Origin of the sequence: Kutzneria chonburiensis (assembly GCF_028622115.1) — a bacterium.
GTDB classification, from domain to species: Bacteria; Actinomycetota; Actinomycetes; order Mycobacteriales; family Pseudonocardiaceae; genus Kutzneria; species Kutzneria chonburiensis.
In genome coordinates this window covers 4,067,733-4,088,658 of the sequence record NZ_CP097263.1, presented here as the reverse complement: position 1 = coordinate 4,088,658, position 20,926 = coordinate 4,067,733, and the positions used below count along the sequence as shown (strand labels likewise).

Below are 20,926 nucleotides of genomic sequence, written 5' to 3'. Positions count from 1 at the left end.
GCTCCTCACCCTTCTGGAGCCGGGGCAGCATCGAATCCTCAGCGCACCGCCTGGGCCTGTTTGCCCAGCTCGGCGACCAGGTCGGTGAGCTCGGCCCGGTACTTGCGGACGGATTCGACCTTGATCTCCTCGTAGCCGCGGACCAGGTCGGGCAGGGCGGCGATGCGCAGGGCGAGCTCCGGCGGGGCGCTGTTGAGCTGTGAGACGACGGCGACGTACTCGGTGATCAGGTCCCGCTCCAGCCGGCGCAGGGCGGTGTGGCCGAACAGGTCGAGCCAGTGGCCGCGGAGGCGACGCATGGAGCGCAGCACACGGAAGGCAGGACCGGCGGTGCGGCCCAGGGCGAGCTTGCGGCGCATGCCGAGGGCCCGTAGCAGCGGCGGGTGCAGCATGACCTTCACCTTGGCGTCAGGCCCGAACTGCTGGCGCACGGCGGGATCGAGGTGCAGACGGGCCACCTCGTACTCATCCTTGTACGCCATCAACTTGTAGAGCTGGCGCGCCACGACCTCCCGTACGGCCTCGCTCTCCACCCCGGTGAGAACGTCGACGTACCGGCGGGCGTAGCGCGTGTCCTGGTAGCCGATCAGATCGGCGGTGCGGGTCAGCGCGGTGGCCGACTCGATGCCGGCCTCGGCCAGGATTACCCTTGCGGTGGCGAGGAAAGGCTCGGCCCGGAGCAGATCGGTCCTGGGCAGATCGGTCCTGGGCAGCTCGTCCTTGGCGGTGTCCTCGGTGGACGGCCAGGTCGGGTCGAGCACGAGCCGGCGGCCGGCGCGGAAGGCCTGGATCGTGGTGGCGACGCCGACGCCGTTCTGCTCGATGGCGGCCTCGATCGACGCGGCGCTCATCGGCAGCAGCCCGGACTGGTAGGCCGCGCCGATCACCAGGAAGTTGGCGGCGGTGGTGCTGCCGAAGAGCTTTGCCGCCAGGCCGAGCGCGTCCACGGTGACCATGCGGCCGCCGACCGTGCGGTCGGCGATGGTGCCGAGCAACGTGCTGCTGGCCGGCAGGATCTTCGACGGGTCGGTGACGGTCTCGCCGGTCGGCGTCTGGCTGGTCGACACCACGGCGACCGTGCGATCCGGCGCGCAGCGGTCCAAATTGGACGCTGACGTGGCGGCGAGGGCGTCGAACGCCAGGTACGTGTCGGCGGCGCCAAGCCCGACCAGACCCGGGCGCTCCCGGTGCTCCGGGCCGATCCGCAGGTGCGAGACCACCGCGCCGGCCTTCTGGCTCAGACCAGTCTGGTCCATCGCACGGGCATCCATGCCGTCGAGCAGCGCCGCGTTGGCCAGCACCTGATTCGCCGTCACCACACCGGTTCCGCCCACGCCGACCAGCACCACATTGGCCTGGCCGGGCTTGTGCGCCGGCTCGGCCAGGTCGCCGCTCAGCGTCGGCATCGCGACCTTTGCCTTGGCACTGCCGGGAATCACCGTCATGAACGACGGGCAGTCGCCGAGCAGGCAGGAGAAGTCCTTGTTGCACGAGGTCTGGTCGATCCGGGTCTTGCGGCCGAAGTCGGTGTCCACCGGCTCCACGCTCAGGCAGTTGGACTTCGCGCCGCAGTCGCCGCAGCCCTCGCACACCGCCTCGTTGATGAACACGCGCTGTGGCGGCTCGGAAATCTTGCCGCGCTTGCGCTTGCGGCGCGTCTCGGCCGCGCACGCCTGGTCGTACAGGAGAACGGTCGTGCCCTTGACCGTCCGAAGTTCGCGTTGTACGTCATCGAGATCGTCACGATGCCTGACGGTCACGCCGGACGCCCAAGGCGTGCCGCGCCGGTACTTGCGCGGATTGTCCGTCACCACAACGATTTTCGCCACGCCTTCGGCGTGCAGCAGGTGTGTGACGCCGATCGGGTCGATGGCGCCCTCGGCGTCCTGGCCGCCGGTCATCGCCACCGCGCTGTTGTAGAGCAGCTTGAACGTGATGTCCGTGCCGGCCGACACCGCCTGCCGGACGGCCAGGCTGCCGGAGTGGAAGAACGTGCCGTCGCCCAGGTTCTGGAACATGTGGCCGGTGCCGCTGAACGGGGCCGCGCCGACCCAGGTCGCACCTTCGCCGCCCATCTGCGTCATGCCCAGGCTGCGGTCCATGAACGTGGTCATCGCGTGGCAGCCGATGCCGGCCGATGCCAGCGAACCCTCCGGCACCACCGTGGACCGGTTGTGCGGGCAGCCCGAGCAGAAGAACGGCGTCCGGCTGACCGCGGTCAGCGTCAGCAGCGGACGCTTGCGCGGCAACGGATGCACGGCGTCCGCGCCGAACCGCTCGGTCAGCGGCTTGGTCAGCGACAACGCGATCCGGTCGGCGTCGAGCTCGCCGTTGACCGGGATGATGTCCTTGCCCCGCACGCGCGGCCGGGTCGGGAGGTCGTAGAGGGCGTCGCGGACCATCGGCTCCACGAAGGCGCGCTTGTCCTCCACCACCACGATCTCGTCAAGGTCCTCGGCGAACTCGCGGACCGTCTCCTGGTCGAGCGGGTGCACCAGGCCGAGGCGCAGCATCCGCACACGGTGGATCTGCTCGTCGATCCCGAGTCGGTGCAACGCTTCCCGAAGCTCCACATAGGACCGTCCGACCCCGATGAAGCCGATCTTCGCGCCGTCGGTCGCGCCTTCGATCGTGTTGATCCCGTTGGCCCGCGCGAACGCCGTGGCCGCCATGAGCCGGCCGTCCAGCACCTCGGGTTCCATCTCGATCGCCGCCGGGATGTCGACGCCCGGCCGGTGCGTCGGCTGCCACGGGCGGCCCCGCCAGCTGAACTCCGGGATCGTGACGTCGACCGGCGAGGCCACGTCCACCACCTCGGTGGCGTCGGCGATGCTGGTCAGGATGGTCAGGCCGACCCAGGTGCCGGCGTAGCGGGACATCTCGATGCCCAGCCGGCCCAGCCGCAGCACGTCGGCCACGGAGGCCGGGGCCAGCACCGGCATCATCGACTCGGCCAGCGCCATCGCCGAGTTCGACGGCAGCGTCGACGACTTGGCCGCCGGGTCGTCGCCGGCCACGGCCAGCACGCCGCCGCGCGGGGTCGTGCCCATCCAGTTGGCGTGCTTGAAGGCGTCCGAGGAGCGGTCGACGCCCGGGGCCTTGCCGTACCAGAGGCCGAAGACGCCGTCGAAGCTCGGATCCGGCAGCTGCGTGCTCAGCTGCGAGCCGTACACGACGGTCGCCGCGAGCTCCTCGTTCACGCCCGGCACGAACCGGATGTCGTGCTCGGTGAGCAGCTTCTCCTGCTTCTGCAGGAGCTGGTCGAGCCCGGCCAGCGGGGAGCCGCGGTAGCCCGAGACCAGGCCGGCCGTGCGCCAGCCGCGGGCGCGATCGGCCTCGCTCTGGTCGACGAGAAGCCGGGCCAGCGCGTGCACACCGTTGAGCAGCTGCCGATCGGACACTGCGACCCTCCTATAGCCTGCGCAGGTTGACCTAGATTGCACGTCCTACCAGGGCTAATGCGCAACATGAGGGTCGTCCGATTGAGCGATATGCTCAGCACGGACGGCCTAATGGGCGAGGGAGTGAGCAGAACGGTGACTCTCGACACACTGGACCTGCGCATACTGCGTGAGCTGGTGCGACGGCCCCGGGCCGGCATCACCGAGCTCGCCACGCTGCTCGGCGTCGCCCGCAACACCGCCCACGCCCGCGTCCAGCGTCTGGAACGCGACGTCGTCGGTGATCGCGGACGCGGCGTCGACCTCAAGGCCTTGGGCCTCGAGGTCACCGCCTTCGTCACGCTGGAGGTCGCGCAGGGGCGCTTCAACGAGGCCGTCGCCGGCCTCAAGACCGTGCCGTACGTGCTGGAGGCGCACGGCATCGCCGGCGCCGGCGACCTGCTGGTTCGCGTGGTCGCGCGGGACAACCAGCACCTGCACCAGGTCGTCGCCTCGGTGCTGGCCTGCCAGGGCGTGCTGCGTAGCACCACCGCCGTGTCCCTCACCCAGCCCGTGACCTACCGGGTGGATCCGCTGTTCGACGTGGTCGAGGGCGCTTAGCGGCCGCGCCGGTTGTTCTTCACCGGAGCCTTGGCCGCCGGCTTCGGGGCGGCCTTGGCCGGGCGGTCCTTCAGGCGCTGCTGCTCGTCACGGAAGCCGGCCTGCACCTCGCGCTCGTGGGTCAGCCAGTCCGGGTTCTCCGTCTTGAGCGCCTCGATCTGCTCGGTGGTCAGCGCCTCCGTCACGCCGCCGCGGGCCAGGCCGCCGATCGACACGCCCAGCTTCGTGGCCACCACCTGACGCGGGTGCGGGCCGTTGCGGCGCAGGTCGCTCAGCCACTGCGGCGGGTTGGCCTGGAGCTCGTTCAGCTCGTCGCGCGACACGACCCCGTCCCGGAACTCCTCGGGCGTGGCCTCCAGGTACACGCCCAGCTTCTTGGCCGCCGTCGCCGGCTTCATCGTCTGGGGGGTCTTGTGCGACGTCATGGGCACAGGGTAGTGGCCGGTAGCCTCTTGGCCGTGACTGCACCTGCCTCGTTCCGGCTCGCCTACGTGCCCGGGGTCACTCCCGCCAAGTGGGTGCGCACCTGGCAGGAGCGTCTGCCCGACGTGCCCATCACCCTCGTTCGGGTGACCGCCGCCTCGGCTGCCGCCGCCGTACGTGACGGCGATGCCGACGCCGTGCTCCTGCGGCTGCCCTTCGACCGCACCGGCCTGCACGCCATCCCGCTCTACGTCGAGACCACCGTCGTCGTCGTGCCCAAGGACCACTTCCTCGCCGCCGCCGACTCGTTGACCCCCGCCGACCTGGCCGACGACGTCGTCTTCCATCCCGTCGACGACGTTCTCCAGTGGACGTCGCCGCTGCCCGGCAAGCCCGCCCTCGACCGTCCCGCCACCACCGAGGACGCCATCGAGCTCGTCGAGGCCGGCGTCGGCCTGCTCGTCCTGCCCCAGTCGCTCGCCCGCCTGCACCACCGCAAGGGCCTCACCTACCGGCCTTTCCCCGACGCCCCCACGTCCCAGGTCGCGCTGTCCTGGTTGGAGGGTGAGACCGGTGAGCTGATGGAGCAGTTCATCGGCATCGTGCGAGGGCGGACCGTGAACAGCAGCCGCGGCAGCCAGCCCGAGCCCGCCAAGGCCACCCCCAAGCGGAAGCCCGAGCCCCGAAAGCCCGCCGCCAACCAGCGCCGTGGTGCGGGTGCCGGTAAGGGCAAGCCCCGCCGCCGCGGCTGACGACTCGCCACGTGCGCTTCCCACTTGCGCTCTGATGCCACATCGGAAGCGCATGTGACATCACTTGGGGCGCGGCGGCTGATCGGGTGAATTTGGGCCGTTCCGGCCGTGCCGGCTGAAACGCTCGATTCCATGGTCGCGAACCCGTTCCTGGGAGGTGCTCCGGGTGGCGACGTCGGAACCTGAGCGGCCGGCGGATCTCGACGGGCTGCGGGTGGACAACGTGATGTCCGGGACCGCGCACAACGTCGTGCAGGCCGGCGTGATCTACGGCGGCGTGCACATCACCCAGGTGCACGGGAAGCTGCCCGCGGCGGTCTTGGCCGCCTATCGCGCCCAGGTCCGGGACACCGCGCCGGATCAGCTGCTGGACCGGGACGCGGAGCTGGCCGAGCTGACCCGGTTCTGCACCGGGGACGCCCCGTACGCCTGGTGGCAGGCCGGGCCGTGGGCCGGGAAGTCGGCCCTGGCGGCGTGGTTCGTGTTGCATCCGCCGGTCGGGGTCGACGTCGTGGCGTTCTTCGTGTCCACCCGGCACACCGGCCAGTCGGACAGCGGGGCGTTCGTCGCCGCGGTGTCCGAGCAGCTGGCCGCGCTGCTGCACCAGCCGACCGGCACGGCGACGGCCGGCGCCAAGGTCGGCGACATGCTCCAGCTGCTCGAAGACGCCGCGGCCGCGGGTCGTCGCCTGCTCCTGGTGATCGACGGTCTCGACGAGGACACTCGGCCGGCCGGCTTGGCCAGCGTCGCCGCGTTGCTGCCGCGCCGACCCCCACCGTCCGTACGGGTGCTCGTCACCAGCCGGCCCGGGCTGCGGCTGCCCGACGACGTGCCCGACGACCATCCACTTCGGACAGTCCCGATCCGCGAGCTCGCGGTTTCCCCACACGCCAGCGAAGTCGCCCGGCTCGCCGGTCTCGAGCTCGACACCGTCCTGTCCGGACCGCAGCTGCAACGCGACCTGCTCGGGCTGATCGCCGCGTCCGGCGGCGGCCTGACCGCCGACGATCTCGCCGAGCTCACCGAGCACCCGGCGTACGAGATCCGCCGCCTGCTCCAGGGCACCTTCGGCCGGAGCCTGTCCGCCTGGATCGGACCGCCCGTCGCCGGCTATCCGTCCGCGCCGGTGCACCTGTTCTCACACGAGACCTTGCGCGAGTTGGCCACCCAGCAACTCGGCCGCGGCGGTCTCCGCGCCTACCACCGCCAGCTGGCCACTTGGGCCGACTCCTACCAGGACTGGCCCGTCGACACCCCGCAGTACCTGCTCCGCGCCTACCCCCAGGCCCTTGCCGCCGCCGACGATCTGGACCGTCTCACCCAGTACGCCACCGACCAGGCCCGGCACCGCCGCATGCGCATCCTCACCGGCGGCGATCTGTTGGGGCTGACCGAGATTCGCGTGGCCCAGCAGGCGTTGTCCGCCCAGCACAGCCCCGACCTCATCGGCCTCGGCCTGCTGGCCATCGAACGCGACAGCCTCCTCCGCCGCACCACCGACGTCCCCGCGCAACTGGCGGCCGTGTGGACCTTGATCGGCCAGCCCGTGCGGGCCGAGGGCTTCGCCGCCGGCATGCAGGACTGGGGCAGCCGCCGTGACACGCTGCTCGCCTTGGTCGAAGCGAATGCCCTACAGGGCAACGACAACGAGGCCATCCGCTTTGCCGCCGACCTCGTCACCCACGTCGAGGCGACCGACCCCATGCCGAAGGCCGGGGCCCTGGTCAGCCTGGTTTCGGCCCTGGCCGTGAACGAGGTCGGCCGGGCGGCCGCCGCCGACCTGATCGACGATCTGGTGGCCCTGGTCGACCGGGTCGAGGAGCAGTATCGGGACTTCACGCTGGCTCTCGTGGCCGAAGCGGTTGCCCGCACCGGTGACTTCGCCCGGGCCGAACTGATCGCCGGCCGCGTCCGTGACCTCCTCAAGAACGTCGGGGCCCTGGTCGGCATCGTCCGCGTCGCGGTCGCCGCCGGCGACCTCGACCGAACGGCCCGGCTGGCGCGTGAGGCCGATGCGCGCCTCAAGCAGCTGGCGGACGCCCGCGAAGGCTTCTGGCTACGGCTGGAGCTGGTCACTGCGATGGCCGGGCACGGTGATGCCGAGGTGATCGCGTCGGCGGTCGACGACACCGACTTCCAGGCCCGGGTGCTGACCCGCACCGCGGTCGCGGTCGCGGCCACCGACCCGGCACGGGCGCGACTGCTCGTCGCGACGGCGCGGCAGGCCATCTCCCGGATCACCTTTCCCCAGTCGCCGGTGGCCGCGCTGGTCGAACTGGTCGATGCGCAGGCTGCCCTCGGCGACCTCGATGCCGCGGCCTCGACGTCCGGCGAGGTGGAGACGCTCCTGTCCAACGGGGGATTCTCGGCCGACGGCCTGCTCGGCAACCTGGCGCGGATCTGGTCGGAGCGCGACGACCTGGACCGAGCCGAAACGCTCGTCGGCCGGATCGTGTCCCGCGACGAGCGCCAGCAGTCGCTGGTGGACCTCGCTCGGGTCGCCGCCATCGCCGGTGACCACGCGCGTGCGGCCAGGCTCGCCGACGAGGTCGATGCCGCACTGGGACTGGCCGAGCCGCACTATCGGGAGGTGCTGGCCCTCGCCGAGACCGGCCACCAGCCGCAGGCGGAGCGGGCGCTGGCCTACGCCGAGACGCTGAAGCCACGAGGCACGAGCGGCCTCGGGTCCTGGCTCACCGGGATGCTGGCCGCCGCGAGCATCGGTGGCCTGTGGGACCGGATCCGCCGACCGGCCGACCAAGCCGAAGCGATCATGGCCGGCGGCGGGACCAGGGAGCGCCGCGAGATCGTGACCGGTCTGGCCGTCGCGGTCGGGTCCGCCGGTGACCGCGACCAAGCCCTCCGCCTGATCGCGGCCGGCGAACAGTCGGCCTACGAGGACGAGCACTCCGACGCCGATCGGGCCGAGACGGTGGCCCGGCTGGCCGTCGTGGCGGTCACGGTTGGCGACACCGTCCTGGCGACGCGGCTGGCGGACGACGCCGCGGCCTTCGTGGCCCAGATCGGCTTCTCCACCGAACGCGAGGAGGCGCTGGCGGTGATCGGCTCGGTCATCGCGGATCTCGATCGCGCCGAGGCCGTGCTCCGGCGGATCGCCGACCGTGAGGTGCGGCTGGCGCAGCTCACCAAGCTGGTCGGTCGGGCCGGGCGGCAGGGTGACCGGCCGCGCGCCGTCCGGCTCGCCCGCGAGGTGGAGGCAGCGATTCACCAGCTGGCCCGGCTGGTGCCGGATGTCTGGTCCACCACGCCCCAACTCCGGGCCCGCGCATTGGCCACGCTGGTCAACGAAGTCGCCGCGATGGGCGACGGAGCCTGGACGGCGTGGATCGCCGACAGCGCCGAGTCCTACGCCGCGCAGATCGACGATCCCGCGCGGCGCGCCGGAACACTGAGCGCCCTGGCCCTGGCCGCGGCGACCGGCGGCGACCGGTATCGGGCCGGCCGGCTGGCCGGGCAGGCGGAAGCACTGATCGCCCAGCACTCGATCACGATCGAGTCGGACGCACTGGCCCGGGTGTACGCGCTCGGCGGGAACTTCGACCGGGCTGCCGAGCTGGCCCGCGGCATCGTGAACATGCTGACCAGGACGCTGCCTCGGGCCGGGGCACTGGTCGGCATCGCGCAGATCGCGGCCACGGCCGGTGACGGCGTCCGGGTCCGGGCGCTCGTCGGCGAGGTGTTGGCCCTCGCCCGCGGCGACAGTCTGATCTGGCCCTACGGCACCGTGTTCGCCAATCTGGTCACGCTGCTGGCCGTCGGCGACCCGGCGTCGGCCCGTCAGATCGCCGACGAGGCGGAGCAGTTTCTGCGGCGGGAAACCCTTGCGGGGCCCCTGATGCGCGCGCTGGCTGTGCTGGTCAAGGCGATCGCGCTGACCGGCGACGCCGAACGCTGCCTCCGCCTGGCCGATCTCGTCGAGGAGCTGTCCCGCCAGGACGACATCCTGATCTACCAGGCCGAGGCGATGGCCAATCTCATCGAGGGGCTGACCACCATCGGGCAGCACGATCGCGTGACCCGCCTCATCGACGAGACGCTGCACTCGATCGAGCAGGTCCATCACCCGGACTTCCAGGTGGAGGCGTACGCGTCGCTGGTGCGGGCGGTCAGCGTGATCAACCGGCCCACCGATCTCATCGACCGCGCGCTGGAGTTCATCGACCAGATTCCGTACCCCGAGGAACGCGATCAGGCGCTGATCGATCTGGCCCGGGCCAACGCGGCCCTCGGGCGGTTGGACCTGGCCGCCCAACAGGCCGAGCTGATCAGCGAACTGCCGACCCGCGCGAAGGCGCTGGCGGTCGTGGCCGCCGCCGGAGTGGTGCGGCTGGCGGACAGCTGCGAAGCGGTCCTGGCCCGGATCGACGACCCGACGGCGCGGGCGCTGGCGTTGCTGGCGGTCGTCGACACGCTCGGCCCGCACGATCCGAGGCGGGCCGAAAGGCTGCTGTCCACTGTCACCGTCGACGACGGCCTGGCCGCCGGGTTCGCGAACGCGCTGGCCGGACTCGCGGCCACGGCCGACAATCGGGGCCGGCTCATCCCGCGCGCCCGCCGTGCCGTTGCCGCCGCGCTGACCACGGCGGCCTGGCGGGATTGCTTGAAGGGACTGGCGCTACTCGACCCGCTGGCCGTCGCGACGATCGCCGACGAGCAGCTGACCCGCTGGGGCGCGGCCACATGAGCTTCCCATGTGCGCCCTGATGCCACATGGGAAGCGCATGTGGCACGGCGGCGGGCCCAGATTCCCGCCGCCGCAACGTGATCAACCTCGATGGGCGGCCAGGTGTTCCAGGATCAGCGGAATCACCTTGTCGGCCGATTCCTCGGGCAGCCAGTGGCTGGCCCCGGGGAGCTCGACGAACTGGTACGGACCGTCGACCCAGTCCTTGGTGGACTCGGCGGCGAGGCGGCCGAGGGCGACGTCCTCGCTGCCCCAGATGTAGAGCGTGGGGGCGGAGACGCGGCCGCACGGGATGTCGAGGTCGTCGGTCGGCACGGCCCGGTACCAGCTGAGGGCGGCGGTCAACGTGCCGGGCTCGGAGAAGCGCTTGACGTTGCTCTCCACCAGCTCGGCCGAGATCCGGCCGCCGTACGCGGCGCGCAGCCGGGCGGCGTCGTCGGCCAGCAGGCCCTGCTCGGCCCCGCCGACCTGGGCCCGGAAGAACCGGACGTAGTTGACCCGGTTGGACTGGTCCTCGTCGGACGCGATGGCGGCGTGCAGGGCCTGCGGGTGCGGCGTGGCGAGCACGGTGAACGATCGGAGCCGGTCGGAGTGCGCGCCGGCCAACGCCCAGCCGACGATGCCGCCCCAGTCGTGGGTGACCAGGTGGAACCGGCCCCCGCGCAACGCGTCGGCGAAGCCGAGGGCGTCGGCCACCAGGTTGTCGACGGCGTAGTCCGAAATGGACGTTGGCCGCGCGCCGGGGGAGTAGCCGCGCTGGTCGACGGCCACGGCCCGGTAGCCGGCCGCGCCCAGCGCGGCGAGCTCCTCGGTCCAGCAGTCGGCGAACTCCGGGTAGCCGTGCAGCAGCAGCACCAGGTCGCCGTCCGCCGGACCGGCGGCGAGCGCGTCGAAGACGTGCTCGCCGAGCGTGATCGTCAGTGATTCCATACCGGCAGTCTGCCCGAGAACCACTCGGTTACCGGCCGAGCACGGCCTCGATCGAGGACCGCAGCGACGTGGTCGGGTGCCCGATCAGCCGCGCCAGGTCGCCGGAACCGTCGACGAGCGCCCCGCCGGCCAGGTTGCCGTCGACGTCGACGAGCAGATCGACCACGTGCGGGTTCAGGCCGGCGGCGGTCAGCGCGGCACGGTGCTCGGCTGAGGAAAGGTCCTGGTACGACACGGCCTTGCCGGTCACCTCGGCGACCGTGGCAGCCACGTCGGCGTAGCTCCAGGGGTTGTCGCCGGCCAGCTCGTACACCTTGTTCTCGTGGCCGGTGCCGCGCAGCACGGCGACGGCGGCCGCGGCGTAGTCGGCACGGGCGGCGCTGCCCACGCGGCCGGCGCCGGCGCTGCCGACGAACGACCCGGTGGCGGCGGCCTGCTGGAAGGTCGGCGCGTACATCTCCGTGTACCAGCTGTTGCGCAGGAAGGTGAACGGGATGCCGGCGGCGCGGATGATCTCCTCGGTGGCCTTGTGCTCGGCGGCCAGGGTCAGCGGGCTGCTGTCGGCGTGCAGCACGCTGGTGTAGACGAGGTGCGGCACACCGGCGGCCTTGGCCGCGTCGACCACGGCGCGGTGCTGGTCGACGCGCTTGCCGACCTCGCTGCCGGAGATGAACAGCACCTTGTCGGCGCCGTCGAACGCGCCACGCAGGCTGGCCGGGTCGTCGTAGCTGCCGACCCGGACGGGCACGCCGAGGTCGGCGGCCTTGGCCCGGTCGCGCACCAGCCCGACGGTGTCGGCGGGGTCAAGACCAGCGAGAACAAGACGGCCGAGGGCGCCGGTGGCGCCGGTCACGACGATCATCTGACGTGCTCCTTCGATCAGGGCTGTACCGTCACGAGGATTGCACTAACTTTTAGAAAGTGCAAACTTCAGGGTTGTGCTGTGCGTGAGCTACCCTGGGTGGTATGAGCGAGTCCGACTTCGAGGAGCACGGCCGCGTCCTGTTCGACGTGTTCGCGCGGAACTGCACCTCGCGGGCCACGCTGGAGCACGTCACCGGGCGGTGGGGCATCCTGGCGCTGGCCGCGCTGCGCGACGGCGCCCTGCGGTTCAACGCCTTGCGGCGGCGGGTGGACGGGGTCAGCGAGAAGATGCTCGCCCAGACCCTGCAAGCCCTGGAGCGGGACGGTTTCGTGCACCGCGACGCGCAGGCCACGATCCCGCCGCGGGTGGACTACAGCCTCACGCCGCTGGGCGAGGCGACCGCGAAGCGGCTGTTCGAGCTCATCGAGTTCGTCGAGGGCAACATGCTGGAAGTGACGGCCAGCCAGGCGGCCTACGACGCCAAGAAGTAGCCAGGACATACAGAAGGGCCCCGCACCTGACGGCGCGGGGCCCTTCCGTTCGGCTGCTCAGATGGCGCGGACGCTCTGGGCCTGCGGGCCCTTCTGGCCCTGGCCGATCTCGAACTCCACGCGCTGCCCCTCGTCCAGGGTCTTGAAGCCGTTACCCTGGATCTCCGAGTAGTGCACGAAGACGTCGGGACCGCCACCGTCCTGCGCGATGAACCCGAAGCCCTTTTCGCTGTTGAACCACTTCACATTGCCCTGCGCCATACCACTAACTCCCTGTAAGCCGAGCCAGGCCATCACAACGAAAAGCCCCGGTCTCACGCCACATCATGCCACCACGGAGGCCCGGTGCGGAGTCTCCGGCGCGGATAAGTTCGCGTTTCTCGCCCGATAGGGGAGTTTTCGCAGGTCAAGGCCGGTGATCACGGTACGGTGCGGCGCCACGAGTCCCGTGGGATGTGCCTCGATCGGGCTAACCGGCACGGCCGAACGGCCTGATCAACAGGGGTTTCGGCGTCCGTGGTGGTACCGGCGTGACACCATGTGCGGCAGTACCCCAGGGGGAGACATGACGGACAATCCGGAGCAGTACATCCACTACCCGCAGCCGCAGGCCCAGCCCCCGCTGCCGCCCTACTACCAGGCGCCCCAGCCGGGCGTGATCCCGCTGCGCCCGCTCGACGTCGGGGCCATGATCACCGGCTCGTTCCGGGCCATCTTCCGCAACTGGAAGCCGGCCATCCTGGTGCCGTTCGTGGCCTCGCTGATCTCGGTGGCCACGTTCATGGTGCCGATTTTCGTCCTGTTCTCGAACCTGGCCGACCTCAGCTCCGGAGGCCGGCCGAACCCCGACAAGCTGCTGGCGCTGTTCGGCAGCTTCCTGCTGGCCTACCTGCTGGGGATAGTGCTGACGGTCGCGGCGACGCTGGTCACGCAGAGCGTCGTCACCGTCGTGGTGAGCCGCGCGGTGCTGGGCCGGACCACCACGGTCGGCCAGGCGCTGCGCAAGGCCGCGCCCCGCATGCTGCCGCTGCTCGGGCTCACGCTGCTGGTCGGGCTGATCGTGTACACCTGTTTCCTGCTGCCGTTCGGCCTGATGGTCCTGCTGGCCATCGCCACCGGGAAAGCCGGGCTGGTGCTGCTCGGCATCCTGCTGCTGCTGGCCGGCGCAGTCGTCGCCGCCTACCTGTGGATCTCGTACGCGATGGCCACGCCGGCACTGATCCTGGAGCCGGCGCCGGTGCTGACCGCGATGCGCCGGTCCCGCTGGCTGGTGGCCGGCAACTGGTGGCGGGTGTTCGGCATCCTGCTGCTGGTCGCCCTGATGGGCGGCATCGTGAGCTACCTCGCCCAGCTGCCGGTGAGCTTCTCCCAGTTCGCGCAGTTCCCGAGCATGATGGCCAACGCCCGAGCCGGCATCCAGCCCAACCCGGGCGCGATGCTGGAGACGATCTACTCGCCGACGGTGATCGTGCTGAGCGTGGTCCTGTCGGCGGCCGCGGCGGCGATCACGCAGCCGTTCGTCATCGGTGTGACCACGCTGCTCTACCACGACCTGCGGATCCGCAAGGAGAGCTTCCACCTGCCGCTCTGGGAGATGTCGCAGCTGCCGGACGACCTGGCGGTCAGCCCGCAGCCGATAGTGCATCCCGAAGCCACGATGTGAGATAGCCGGCGAACGAGGGCCGCACCAGGAGGCGATACGTCGGCGTGTCGTCGACCTGGTGCAGCACCACGTTGGCGCGGGCCAGCATGGTCTGCGCGCACCGGCCCGGCCCGAACGCGCGGGGGTGCAGGTCGATGGCGCAGCCCTGCTCCAGCACCTCCCGTGCGTCGGGCCCGGACAGCTCGTAGACGGTCCGGTTGGCCGAGACGTCCACGACCGAGCCGGCGGTGTCGCCCAGCGCGGCCCGCAGCTCGGCCTCGGACGCGCCGAACACCAGCCACTGGTCCGGCCCGAGCCAGAGCACAGCCTCGGACCCGGTGTTCGGCACGACCGGCAGCGGCGTGCCGAGCAGGTCGCCGATGCGGGTGGCCGCCGGGTCGACGGGGTCGACCCGCAGGTCGACCTGGTGGGTCAGGGTGATCTCGCGCAGCTCAGCCATCCCGCCGGGTCCCTTCCGGGTCGTAGAAGATCGGCTCGGTGACCGTGGCCGCGATCGTCCGGTCCCGCAGCGGCGCCAGGACCGTCCGCCCGATCAGCTGCCGGCCACCCTTCACCAACGCCAGCGCGAAGGTCCGTTCCAGCGCGGCGCTGTGGTAGCTCGACGTCACGTGCCCGAGCATCGGCACCGGCGGCGTCAGCGGTGTGTCCGGGGTGATCAGCTGCGCGCCCTCGGGCAGCAGGTCGTCGGGGTCGACCGGCAGCAAGCCGACGAGCTGCTTGCGGTCCGGTCGGGCGGCGTCGGGCCGCTGGTACGACCGTTTGCCGACGAAGTCCTTGCGCGGCGAGACGATCCACTCCATGCCGAGGTCCTGCGGTGTCACGGTGCCGTCGGTGTCCTGGCCGACGATCACGTAGCCCTTCTCGGCCCGCAGCACGTGCATGGTCTCGGTGCCGTACGGAGTCGGCAGACCTGTTGCCATCACGGCCTTCCAGACCTCGGCGCCGTGCCGGCCGGCCACGTTGATCTCGAACGCCAGCTCGCCGGAGAACGACACCCGGGCGATCCGCGCCGGCGTGCCGTCGGCCAGCGCGACGTCGCGGAAGGTCATGAACTCGAACGACTCGGCCGAGCAGTCCACGTCCGGCGCGACGATGCTGAGCACCGTGCGGGCCTGCGGACCGACCACTGCGATGGTCGCCCACTGCTCGGTGACGGAGGTGAACCACACCTTGAGGTCCGGCCACTCCGTCTGTGCCCACTCCTCGAACCAGTCCAGCACCGCGGCCGCGTTGCCGGTCGTTGTCGTTGCGAGGAAACGGTTCTCGGCGACGCGCATGACCACGCCGTCGTCGAACACCATGCCGTCGGCCTTGCACAGCAGGCCGTAGCGGCAGTGGCCGACCTTGAGCTTGGCGAACGCGTTGGTGTACATGCGGTTGAGGAACTCGCCGGCGTCGGGCCCCTGGATGTCGATCTTGCCGAGGGTGGACGCGTCCATCACCGCCACGCTGGTGCGGGCGGCCCGGCACTCGCGCAGCACGGCCGTCTTCATGTCCTCGCCCGGCAGCGGGTAGTACCAGGGCCGCTTCCACTGGCCGACGTTCTCGAACACGGCGCCGTTGCGGACATGCCACTCGTGCATCGGCGTCATGCGCACGGGATCGTGCAGCTCGCCCCGATCCCGGCCGGCCAGCAGTGCGAACGACACCGGGGTGTAAGGCGGGCGGTACGTGGTCGTCCCTTGTGGACCGTCGGCCCCGAGTAGTTGGGCGATGACGCCTATTGCCGCGAAGCCGGAGGTCTTGCCCTGGTCGTGCGCGGTGCCGATGGTGGTGTACCGCTTGACGTGCTCCACCGATCGCATGCCCGCACCGGTCGCCCGTCGTACGTCGGCCACGGTCGCATCCCGTTGCAGGTCAACGAACTGTCGGTCCTCGGGCCCGTCGACGAACCACACCGGAGCCGGCGGTGCGACGGTTTCCGTTGCCGTGTAGGGAGCTTGGGGTTGTGCGCCGTCGAAGCCGGTCAGTCGGGCAGCGTCCAGACCGGCGTCGAAGCCCTCCCGCAGGCAACCCGCGAGGTCGTAGACGGCATTCGCGGCACCCACGATGTGCTGCGCCTGAACGGATGTGTCCGGCACGAACGCTGCGACCCGCTCGTCGTACCGCGTCCGGCCCTGGGACTGGGAGAACAGGTGCACGGCCGGGTTCCAGCCGCCCGACACCGCCAGCAGATCGCACGCGATCGTCCGGTCGCCGACCCGGACTCCGCCGATTCGCCGCGTGCCCAGCGCCTGCTGGACCTGCGCCCCGGCGAGCACCTCGATGCCCAGTTCTCGGGCCTGCTGCACCAGCCCCGCCGGCGGCTCCGGTCGACTGTCTACAATAGTCGATATTCGCGTCGCCAGGTCGAACGCCGTGCCGTAGGCGGCGTCGTTCGTCGTGGCCACCACGATGTTCTCGCCCGGCAGGGCCGCGTACCGGTTGACGTACTGGCGAACCGCCGAGGACAGCATGATGCCCGGTAGATCGTTGTCCACGAACACCAGTGGCCGTTCGTGGGCGCCCGTGGCCAGCACCACCCGCTTGGCCCGGACGTGCCAGAGGCGGTGTTTCTCCGCCAGGGCAACGAAGTTCTGGTCGTAGTAGCCGAACGCCGTGGTGCCCGTGAGAATGCGGGTCTCGGGCAGGGCGTCCAGTTCCTCGACGGCGTCGGCCAGCCAGTCCAGCAGCCGGTTCTCCGTCAGCAGGCCGCCGCCCAGTTCCCGCTGCTCGTCGGCGAGGATCACGCGGGCACCGGTCCGGCCGGCGGCCAGCGCCGCCGCGACCCCGGCCGGGCCGCCGCCGACCACCAGCACGTCACAGTGCACGTTCCGCTTGTCGTAGCGGGCTTCGTCGGCCTCGCCGGTCAGCTTTCCCTTGCCTGACAGCAGAGTCGCTTCGAGGCCGTCCACCAGCTCCGTGGTCGTCGCCAGCTGCATCGGATCATCCAGCTGCACCAGGGCATTCGGCTCGTCCACGCCGGCGGCGAAGATCCCGCGCGGCCGGCCGAGGTACGCGCTCGGCGCGACCTCCAGCAGCCCGTTGGCGATCATCGCCGAGGCCAGCGTGTCGCCGGCGCAGCCCGTGTACTCGATGCCGTCCACGGTGAAGCGCAGCGGTTTCGTGCGGTCGATGCGACCACCCTCGGGGAGTCTCATCGCACGATCTCGTTCGTCGCCGTGTTGCGCGTGATGCTGAACCAGCGGCGGCACCCGGCCGAGTGCGACCAGCGTTCGGCCAAGGGGCCCTTGGGATTGTCCCGTACGAACAGGTATTCGCCCCAGTCCTCATCGGACAGATCGGCCGGTCGCGCCGGATACGACACGCCGGCCTGGCCGCCGTAGTGGAACTCCGTCTCGTCGCGGTCGCCGCACCAGGGGCACGGGATGAGCAACATCGGTACCTCCCTCTAGTGTGCGACGGCCGCCGCGCCGTGCTCGTCGATCAGCGCGCCGGTGGTGAATCGTTCGAGGGCGAACGGTTCGTTCAGAGCGTGCGCCTTGCCGGTGGCCAGGGTGTGCGCGTACGTCCAGCCCGAGGCCGGCGTCGCCTTGAAACCGCCTGTGCCCCAACCACAGTTGACGAAAAGCTCGTCCACCGGGGTCGGCCCGATGATCGGCGACGCGTCCGGCGTGACATCCACGATGCCGCCCCAGGTGCGCAGCACGTGGGCCCGGGCGAACAGCGGGAACAGCTCCAGCGCCGCCGCCATCTGCTGCTCGATCACGTGCACGGAACCGCGCTGCGTATAGGAGTTGTACGGGTCGATGCCCGCGCCCATCACCAGTTCGCCCTTGTGCGCCTGGCTGACGTAGACGTGCACGTGGTTGGACATCACCACGCAGGGATGGACCGGTTCCAGCAGCTCCGACACCAGGGCCTGCAATGGATGGCTCTGCACCGGCAGCCGGAAGCCGGCCAGACTCGCCAGCACACTGCTGTGCCCCGCCGCCGCCAGTCCGACCCGCCCCGCGTAGATCGGCCCCAGGTTCGTGTCCACGCCGATGACCTTGTTGCCGTCCTTGAGAAATCCCGTGACCTCGCAGCCCTGGATCAGGTCGACGCCGAGCTCGTCCGCCTTGCGCGCGAACGCCCAGGCCACGTGATCATGCTTGGCGATCCCCGCCCTCGGCTGCAACGTCGCCCCCAGCACCGGATACCGCACATCCTGCGCTGTGTTCACGATCGGGCAGAACTCGCGGACCTGGTCCGGGTCCAGCCATTCCGCGTCCACCCCGTTGAGCCGGTTGGCGTTCACCCGCCGCGTGCCTTCCCGCACGTCTTGCAGCGTGTGGGCCAGGTTCAGCACGCCGCGTTGGCTGAACAGGATGTCGTAGTCCAGTTCGCTCGACAGCCCTTCCCACAGCTTGAGGGCGTGTTCATAGATCGCCGCGCTCTCGTCCCACAGGTAGTTCGAGCGGATGATCGTCGTGTTCCGGGCCATGTTCCCGCCGGCCAGCCACCCTTTTTCCAGCACCGCCACGTTCCGGATGCCGTGGTTGGCGGCCAGGTAGTACGCCGTGGCCAGGCCGTGCCCGCCGCCGCCGACGATGACGACGTCGTAACCGGACCTGGGTTCGGGATTCCGCCACAGCCGGTCGGGGTGCTCGGACATGCCCACCTCCACTGAGCCTGTTGCAGATTAAGCGCACTGTTGCGCTCTCCACAACACCCCGGCGAGTCCCGTCCACAGTCACACCGAATGCGTGAATCCGTTTCACGCATTCGGTGTGACGCTCAGCGGGACTCGCGGGGGTTCAGCCGGTGTGGCCGATGCGGTGGCTGATCTCCTTGGCGCCGTCGGCGGCCAGGCGGGCGACCTCGGCGAAGCGGTCGGTGGTGAGCCGGTAAGAAGGCCCGGAGACGCTCAAGGCGGCGACGACGTTGCCGTCCATGCCGCGGATGGGCACGGCGACGGCATTGAGGCCGATCTCGAGCTCGTCGGCGGTGCTGGCCCAGCCGGCGGCGAGGGCGGCGTCGAGCTCGGCGCGGAGCAGCCCGGCGTCGATGATGGTGCGCGGCGTGTACATGGTCAGTGGCCGGGCCAGCAGCTCCTCCTGCTCGGTGGCGGGCAGGTTGGCCAGTAGGACCTTGCCGCTGGAGGTGGCGTGCAGGGGAGTGCGCTGCCCGACCCAGTTGATGGTGGCGACGGTGGCGCTGCCCCGGACCTGGCTCACGTTGATGGCGTAGCCGCCGTCGAGGATGGCGACGTTGACGGTCTCGCCGACCTGCGCGGCCAGCCGCTCGCACACCGGCCGCGCCTCACGGGACAGGTCCATCTGCGCGGCGGTGGCCCCGGCCAGCCGGACGATGCCGAAGCCGAGCCGGTACTTGCCGCGGTCGCCGGTCTGCTCGACCAGCCCCTCGAGTCGAGCACGGACACCAGCCGGAACGCGGTGGACTTGTGCACCCCCAGCTCGGCGGCCAGTTCGGTAATGCCCATCTCGCCGTGCAGGGCCAGGAATTCCAGGACGGACACCGCGCGGTCGACCGACTGCACGAGTGCGGCCGACCCCTCGCTTGAAGCCATGCACGCACTGTAGTCGAGCGGATGGAGCCTTGACGGCGCATCGCCCGGTGCTCACTCTGTTGCGTGCAGTACGACGAGTTGTGCTATACGCAACCGGAGGCCGAAGTGATCGAGGTGTGCAGAGTGGATCAGCTGCCGCCGGGGGAGGCGGTCAGAGTGGACACCGTCGATCCGCCCATCGCCGTCTTCCATACGGATGACGGTGAACTGTATGCAGTCGACGACACCTGTACGCACCAGGACGCCTCGCTGGCCGACGGCTGGCTGGAGGGCTGCACGGTGGAGTGCCCGCTGCACGCCTCCTGTTTCGACCTGCGCACCGGCCAACCCAGCGGCCCGCCGGCGACGAGGCCGATCCGCACCTACCCGGTGGTGGTCGAGGACGGCGTCATCCGGGTGGCCTACAGCGAAGTGGCCTGCTGATGCGCACGGCCGCCGTGGTCGGCGCCTCCCTGGCCGGCCTGTCCACCGCCCGCGCCCTGCGCCAGCAGGGCTTCGACGGCCGCCTGGTCATCGTGGGCGACGAGCCGCACCGGCCGTACGACCGGCCGCCGCTGTCCAAGGAGTTCCTGGCCGGCAAGACCGCGGACATCGGCCTGCGCACGCCCGATGACGACGACCTGGACCTGGACTTCCGGCTCGGCACGAGGGCGCTGAGCCTGCACCCGCGCGACCGTTCCCTCCAGCTGTCGAACGGCCAGACGCTGCGTTGCGACGGCGTGGTCATCGCGACCGGCGCCCGCGCCCGCTGGCTGCCGGGGACCGAGGGCGTCAACGGCGTCCACGTCCTGCGCACGCTGGACGACGCCATCCGCCTGCGCAGCGAGCTGGTGCCAGGCGTGCAGCTGGTGGTGGTCGGCGCCGGGTTCATCGGTGCCGAAGTGGCCTCGACTGCCCGTTATCTCGGCGCGAATGTGACGGTCATCGAGGCCGAGCCCCTGCCACTGCTGCGGCAGCTGGGCAAGGAGATCGGCACGGTCTGCGCCGGCCTGCACGCCGACCATGGCGTCCGCCTGATCACCGGGGCCCAGGTCAAGCGCATCCTCGGCGCCAACCGGGTGCGCAGCGTCGAACTGGCCGACGGCCGGCAGATCCCGGCCGAGGTGGTGGTGGTCGGCATCGGGGCGGCGCCGAACATCGAGTGGCTGGCCGGCTCGGGGCTGGAGCTGGCCAACGGGGTCGTCACCGACGCGGCCTGCGCCACGCACCTGCCCGAGGTGGTCGCGGTCGGCGACGTGGCCGCGTCCTACAGCGTCCACCTGCACGAACGCCACCGCGCCGAGCACTGGACGAACGCGCTGGAGCAGCCGACGACCGCGGCGGCGACGCTGCTGGGGTCGCCGCGACCCCACCTCGCCGCGCCCTATTTCTGGTCGGATCAGTACGGGGTGCGGATCCAGTTCGCCGGCCACCGACGCGAGGGCGACACCGTACGAGTGATCGAGGGCGACACCGACCGGCGCAGCTTCCTCGCGGTCTACGAACGTGGTGATGTGCTGGTCGGGGTGCTCGGCATGAACCAGCCGAAGCTGTTCACCCGGTGGCGGCGGCAGCTGGCGCGGCCGGTGCTGGCCCCTTGACGAG

At 70.8% G+C, this 20,926-nt stretch carries 16 protein-coding genes and 1 pseudogene; 7 read left to right on the top strand and 10 right to left on the bottom strand.

Annotated features, from left to right (window positions below):
- Nucleotides 1–38: 38 nt before the first annotated feature.
- Nucleotides 39–3,401 (bottom strand): indolepyruvate ferredoxin oxidoreductase family protein, encoded by a 3,363-nt coding sequence (locus M3Q35_RS18290; protein WP_273943074.1) that lies wholly within the window; start codon nt 3,399–3,401, stop codon nt 39–41.
- A 135-nt stretch (nt 3,402–3,536) separates the two neighbouring features.
- Between M3Q35_RS18290 and M3Q35_RS18285 the strand changes: the two genes are divergently transcribed.
- Nucleotides 3,537–4,001 (top strand): Lrp/AsnC family transcriptional regulator, encoded by a 465-nt coding sequence (locus tag M3Q35_RS18285; RefSeq protein ID WP_273943073.1) that lies wholly within the window; start codon nt 3,537–3,539, stop codon nt 3,999–4,001.
- On the opposite strand, the gene M3Q35_RS18280 is transcribed toward M3Q35_RS18285, so the two are convergent.
- A complete protein-coding gene (locus M3Q35_RS18280; protein WP_273943069.1) occupies nt 3,998–4,426 on the bottom strand; it encodes a DUF5997 family protein in 429 nt (142 codons plus the stop codon). The genes M3Q35_RS18285 and M3Q35_RS18280 overlap by 4 nt on opposite strands.
- 33 nt (nt 4,427–4,459) lie before the next feature.
- Between M3Q35_RS18280 and M3Q35_RS18275 the strand changes: the two genes are divergently transcribed.
- Both M3Q35_RS18275 and M3Q35_RS18270 read left to right on the top strand, forming a co-directional pair.
- On the top strand, nt 4,460–5,176 hold the full coding sequence (locus M3Q35_RS18275) for a LysR family transcriptional regulator substrate-binding protein (RefSeq protein ID WP_273943067.1): 717 nt from the start codon (nt 4,460–4,462) through the stop codon (nt 5,174–5,176).
- A 166-nt stretch (nt 5,177–5,342) separates the two neighbouring features.
- Entirely contained in the window at nt 5,343–9,881 is a 4,539-nt protein-coding gene (locus M3Q35_RS18270) for a P-loop domain-containing protein (protein WP_273943066.1), read from the top strand.
- An 81-nt stretch (nt 9,882–9,962) separates the two neighbouring features.
- Here the strand turns inward: M3Q35_RS18270 and M3Q35_RS18265 are convergent, their stop codons facing one another.
- A complete protein-coding gene (locus tag M3Q35_RS18265) occupies nt 9,963–10,811 on the bottom strand; it encodes an alpha/beta fold hydrolase (RefSeq protein ID WP_273943065.1) in 849 nt (282 codons plus the stop codon).
- A 28-nt stretch (nt 10,812–10,839) separates the two neighbouring features.
- The gene (locus M3Q35_RS18260) at nt 10,840–11,673 is read right to left on the bottom strand and encodes an SDR family oxidoreductase (protein ID WP_273943064.1); all 834 of its coding nucleotides are present in this window, start codon (nt 11,671–11,673) and stop codon (nt 10,840–10,842) included.
- A gap of 104 nt (nt 11,674–11,777) precedes the next feature.
- On the opposite strand from M3Q35_RS18260, the gene M3Q35_RS18255 reads away from it, so the two are divergent.
- A complete protein-coding gene (locus M3Q35_RS18255; protein ID WP_273943063.1) occupies nt 11,778–12,167 on the top strand; it encodes a winged helix-turn-helix transcriptional regulator in 390 nt (129 codons plus the stop codon).
- A gap of 57 nt (nt 12,168–12,224) precedes the next feature.
- On the opposite strand, the gene M3Q35_RS18250 is transcribed toward M3Q35_RS18255, so the two are convergent.
- Nucleotides 12,225–12,428 (bottom strand): cold-shock protein, encoded by a 204-nt coding sequence (locus tag M3Q35_RS18250; protein WP_273943062.1) that lies wholly within the window; start codon nt 12,426–12,428, stop codon nt 12,225–12,227.
- 304 nt (nt 12,429–12,732) lie between these two features.
- Here M3Q35_RS18250 and M3Q35_RS18245 point away from each other — a divergent pair, with 304 nt between their 5' ends.
- The gene (locus M3Q35_RS18245) at nt 12,733–13,830 is read left to right on the top strand and encodes a DUF7847 domain-containing protein (RefSeq protein ID WP_273943061.1); all 1,098 of its coding nucleotides are present in this window, start codon (nt 12,733–12,735) and stop codon (nt 13,828–13,830) included.
- Here M3Q35_RS18245 and M3Q35_RS18240 read toward each other — a convergent pair.
- From M3Q35_RS18240 to M3Q35_RS18220, 5 genes and pseudogenes are all read right to left on the bottom strand, one after another.
- The gene (locus tag M3Q35_RS18240; RefSeq protein ID WP_273943060.1) at nt 13,790–14,269 is read right to left on the bottom strand and encodes a sarcosine oxidase subunit gamma; all 480 of its coding nucleotides are present in this window, start codon (nt 14,267–14,269) and stop codon (nt 13,790–13,792) included. The genes M3Q35_RS18245 and M3Q35_RS18240 overlap by 41 nt on opposite strands.
- Nucleotides 14,262–16,970, bottom strand: a complete 2,709-nt coding sequence (locus M3Q35_RS18235; RefSeq protein ID WP_273943059.1) for a 2Fe-2S iron-sulfur cluster-binding protein — start codon at nt 16,968–16,970, stop codon at nt 14,262–14,264. The genes M3Q35_RS18240 and M3Q35_RS18235 overlap by 8 nt, the downstream gene beginning before the upstream one ends.
- Nucleotides 16,967–17,209 carry a sarcosine oxidase subunit delta gene (locus tag M3Q35_RS18230; protein WP_273943058.1) on the bottom strand — a complete coding sequence of 81 codons (243 nt, stop codon included), beginning with the start codon at nt 17,207–17,209 and terminating at the stop codon, nt 16,967–16,969. The genes M3Q35_RS18235 and M3Q35_RS18230 overlap by 4 nt, the downstream gene beginning before the upstream one ends.
- Nucleotides 17,210–17,221: 12 nt before the next feature.
- Nucleotides 17,222–18,427: a sarcosine oxidase subunit beta family protein gene (locus tag M3Q35_RS18225; RefSeq protein ID WP_273943057.1), complete on the bottom strand. Its 1,206-nt coding sequence runs from the start codon at nt 18,425–18,427 to the stop codon at nt 17,222–17,224.
- Between the two features lie 142 nt (nt 18,428–18,569).
- Nucleotides 18,570–19,342 (bottom strand): annotated as a pseudogene (locus M3Q35_RS18220) (IclR family transcriptional regulator).
- A gap of 105 nt (nt 19,343–19,447) precedes the next feature.
- On the opposite strand from M3Q35_RS18220, the gene M3Q35_RS18215 reads away from it, so the two are divergent.
- Nucleotides 19,448–19,765, top strand: coding sequence for a bifunctional 3-phenylpropionate/cinnamic acid dioxygenase ferredoxin subunit (locus M3Q35_RS18215; protein ID WP_273944387.1), 318 nt, complete (start codon nt 19,448–19,450; stop codon nt 19,763–19,765).
- Nucleotides 19,765–20,922 carry an NAD(P)/FAD-dependent oxidoreductase gene (locus M3Q35_RS18210; protein WP_273943056.1) on the top strand — a complete coding sequence of 386 codons (1,158 nt, stop codon included), beginning with the start codon at nt 19,765–19,767 and terminating at the stop codon, nt 20,920–20,922. Before M3Q35_RS18215 ends, M3Q35_RS18210 begins: the two co-directional genes overlap by 1 nt.
- Nucleotides 20,923–20,926 lie beyond the last annotated feature (4 nt).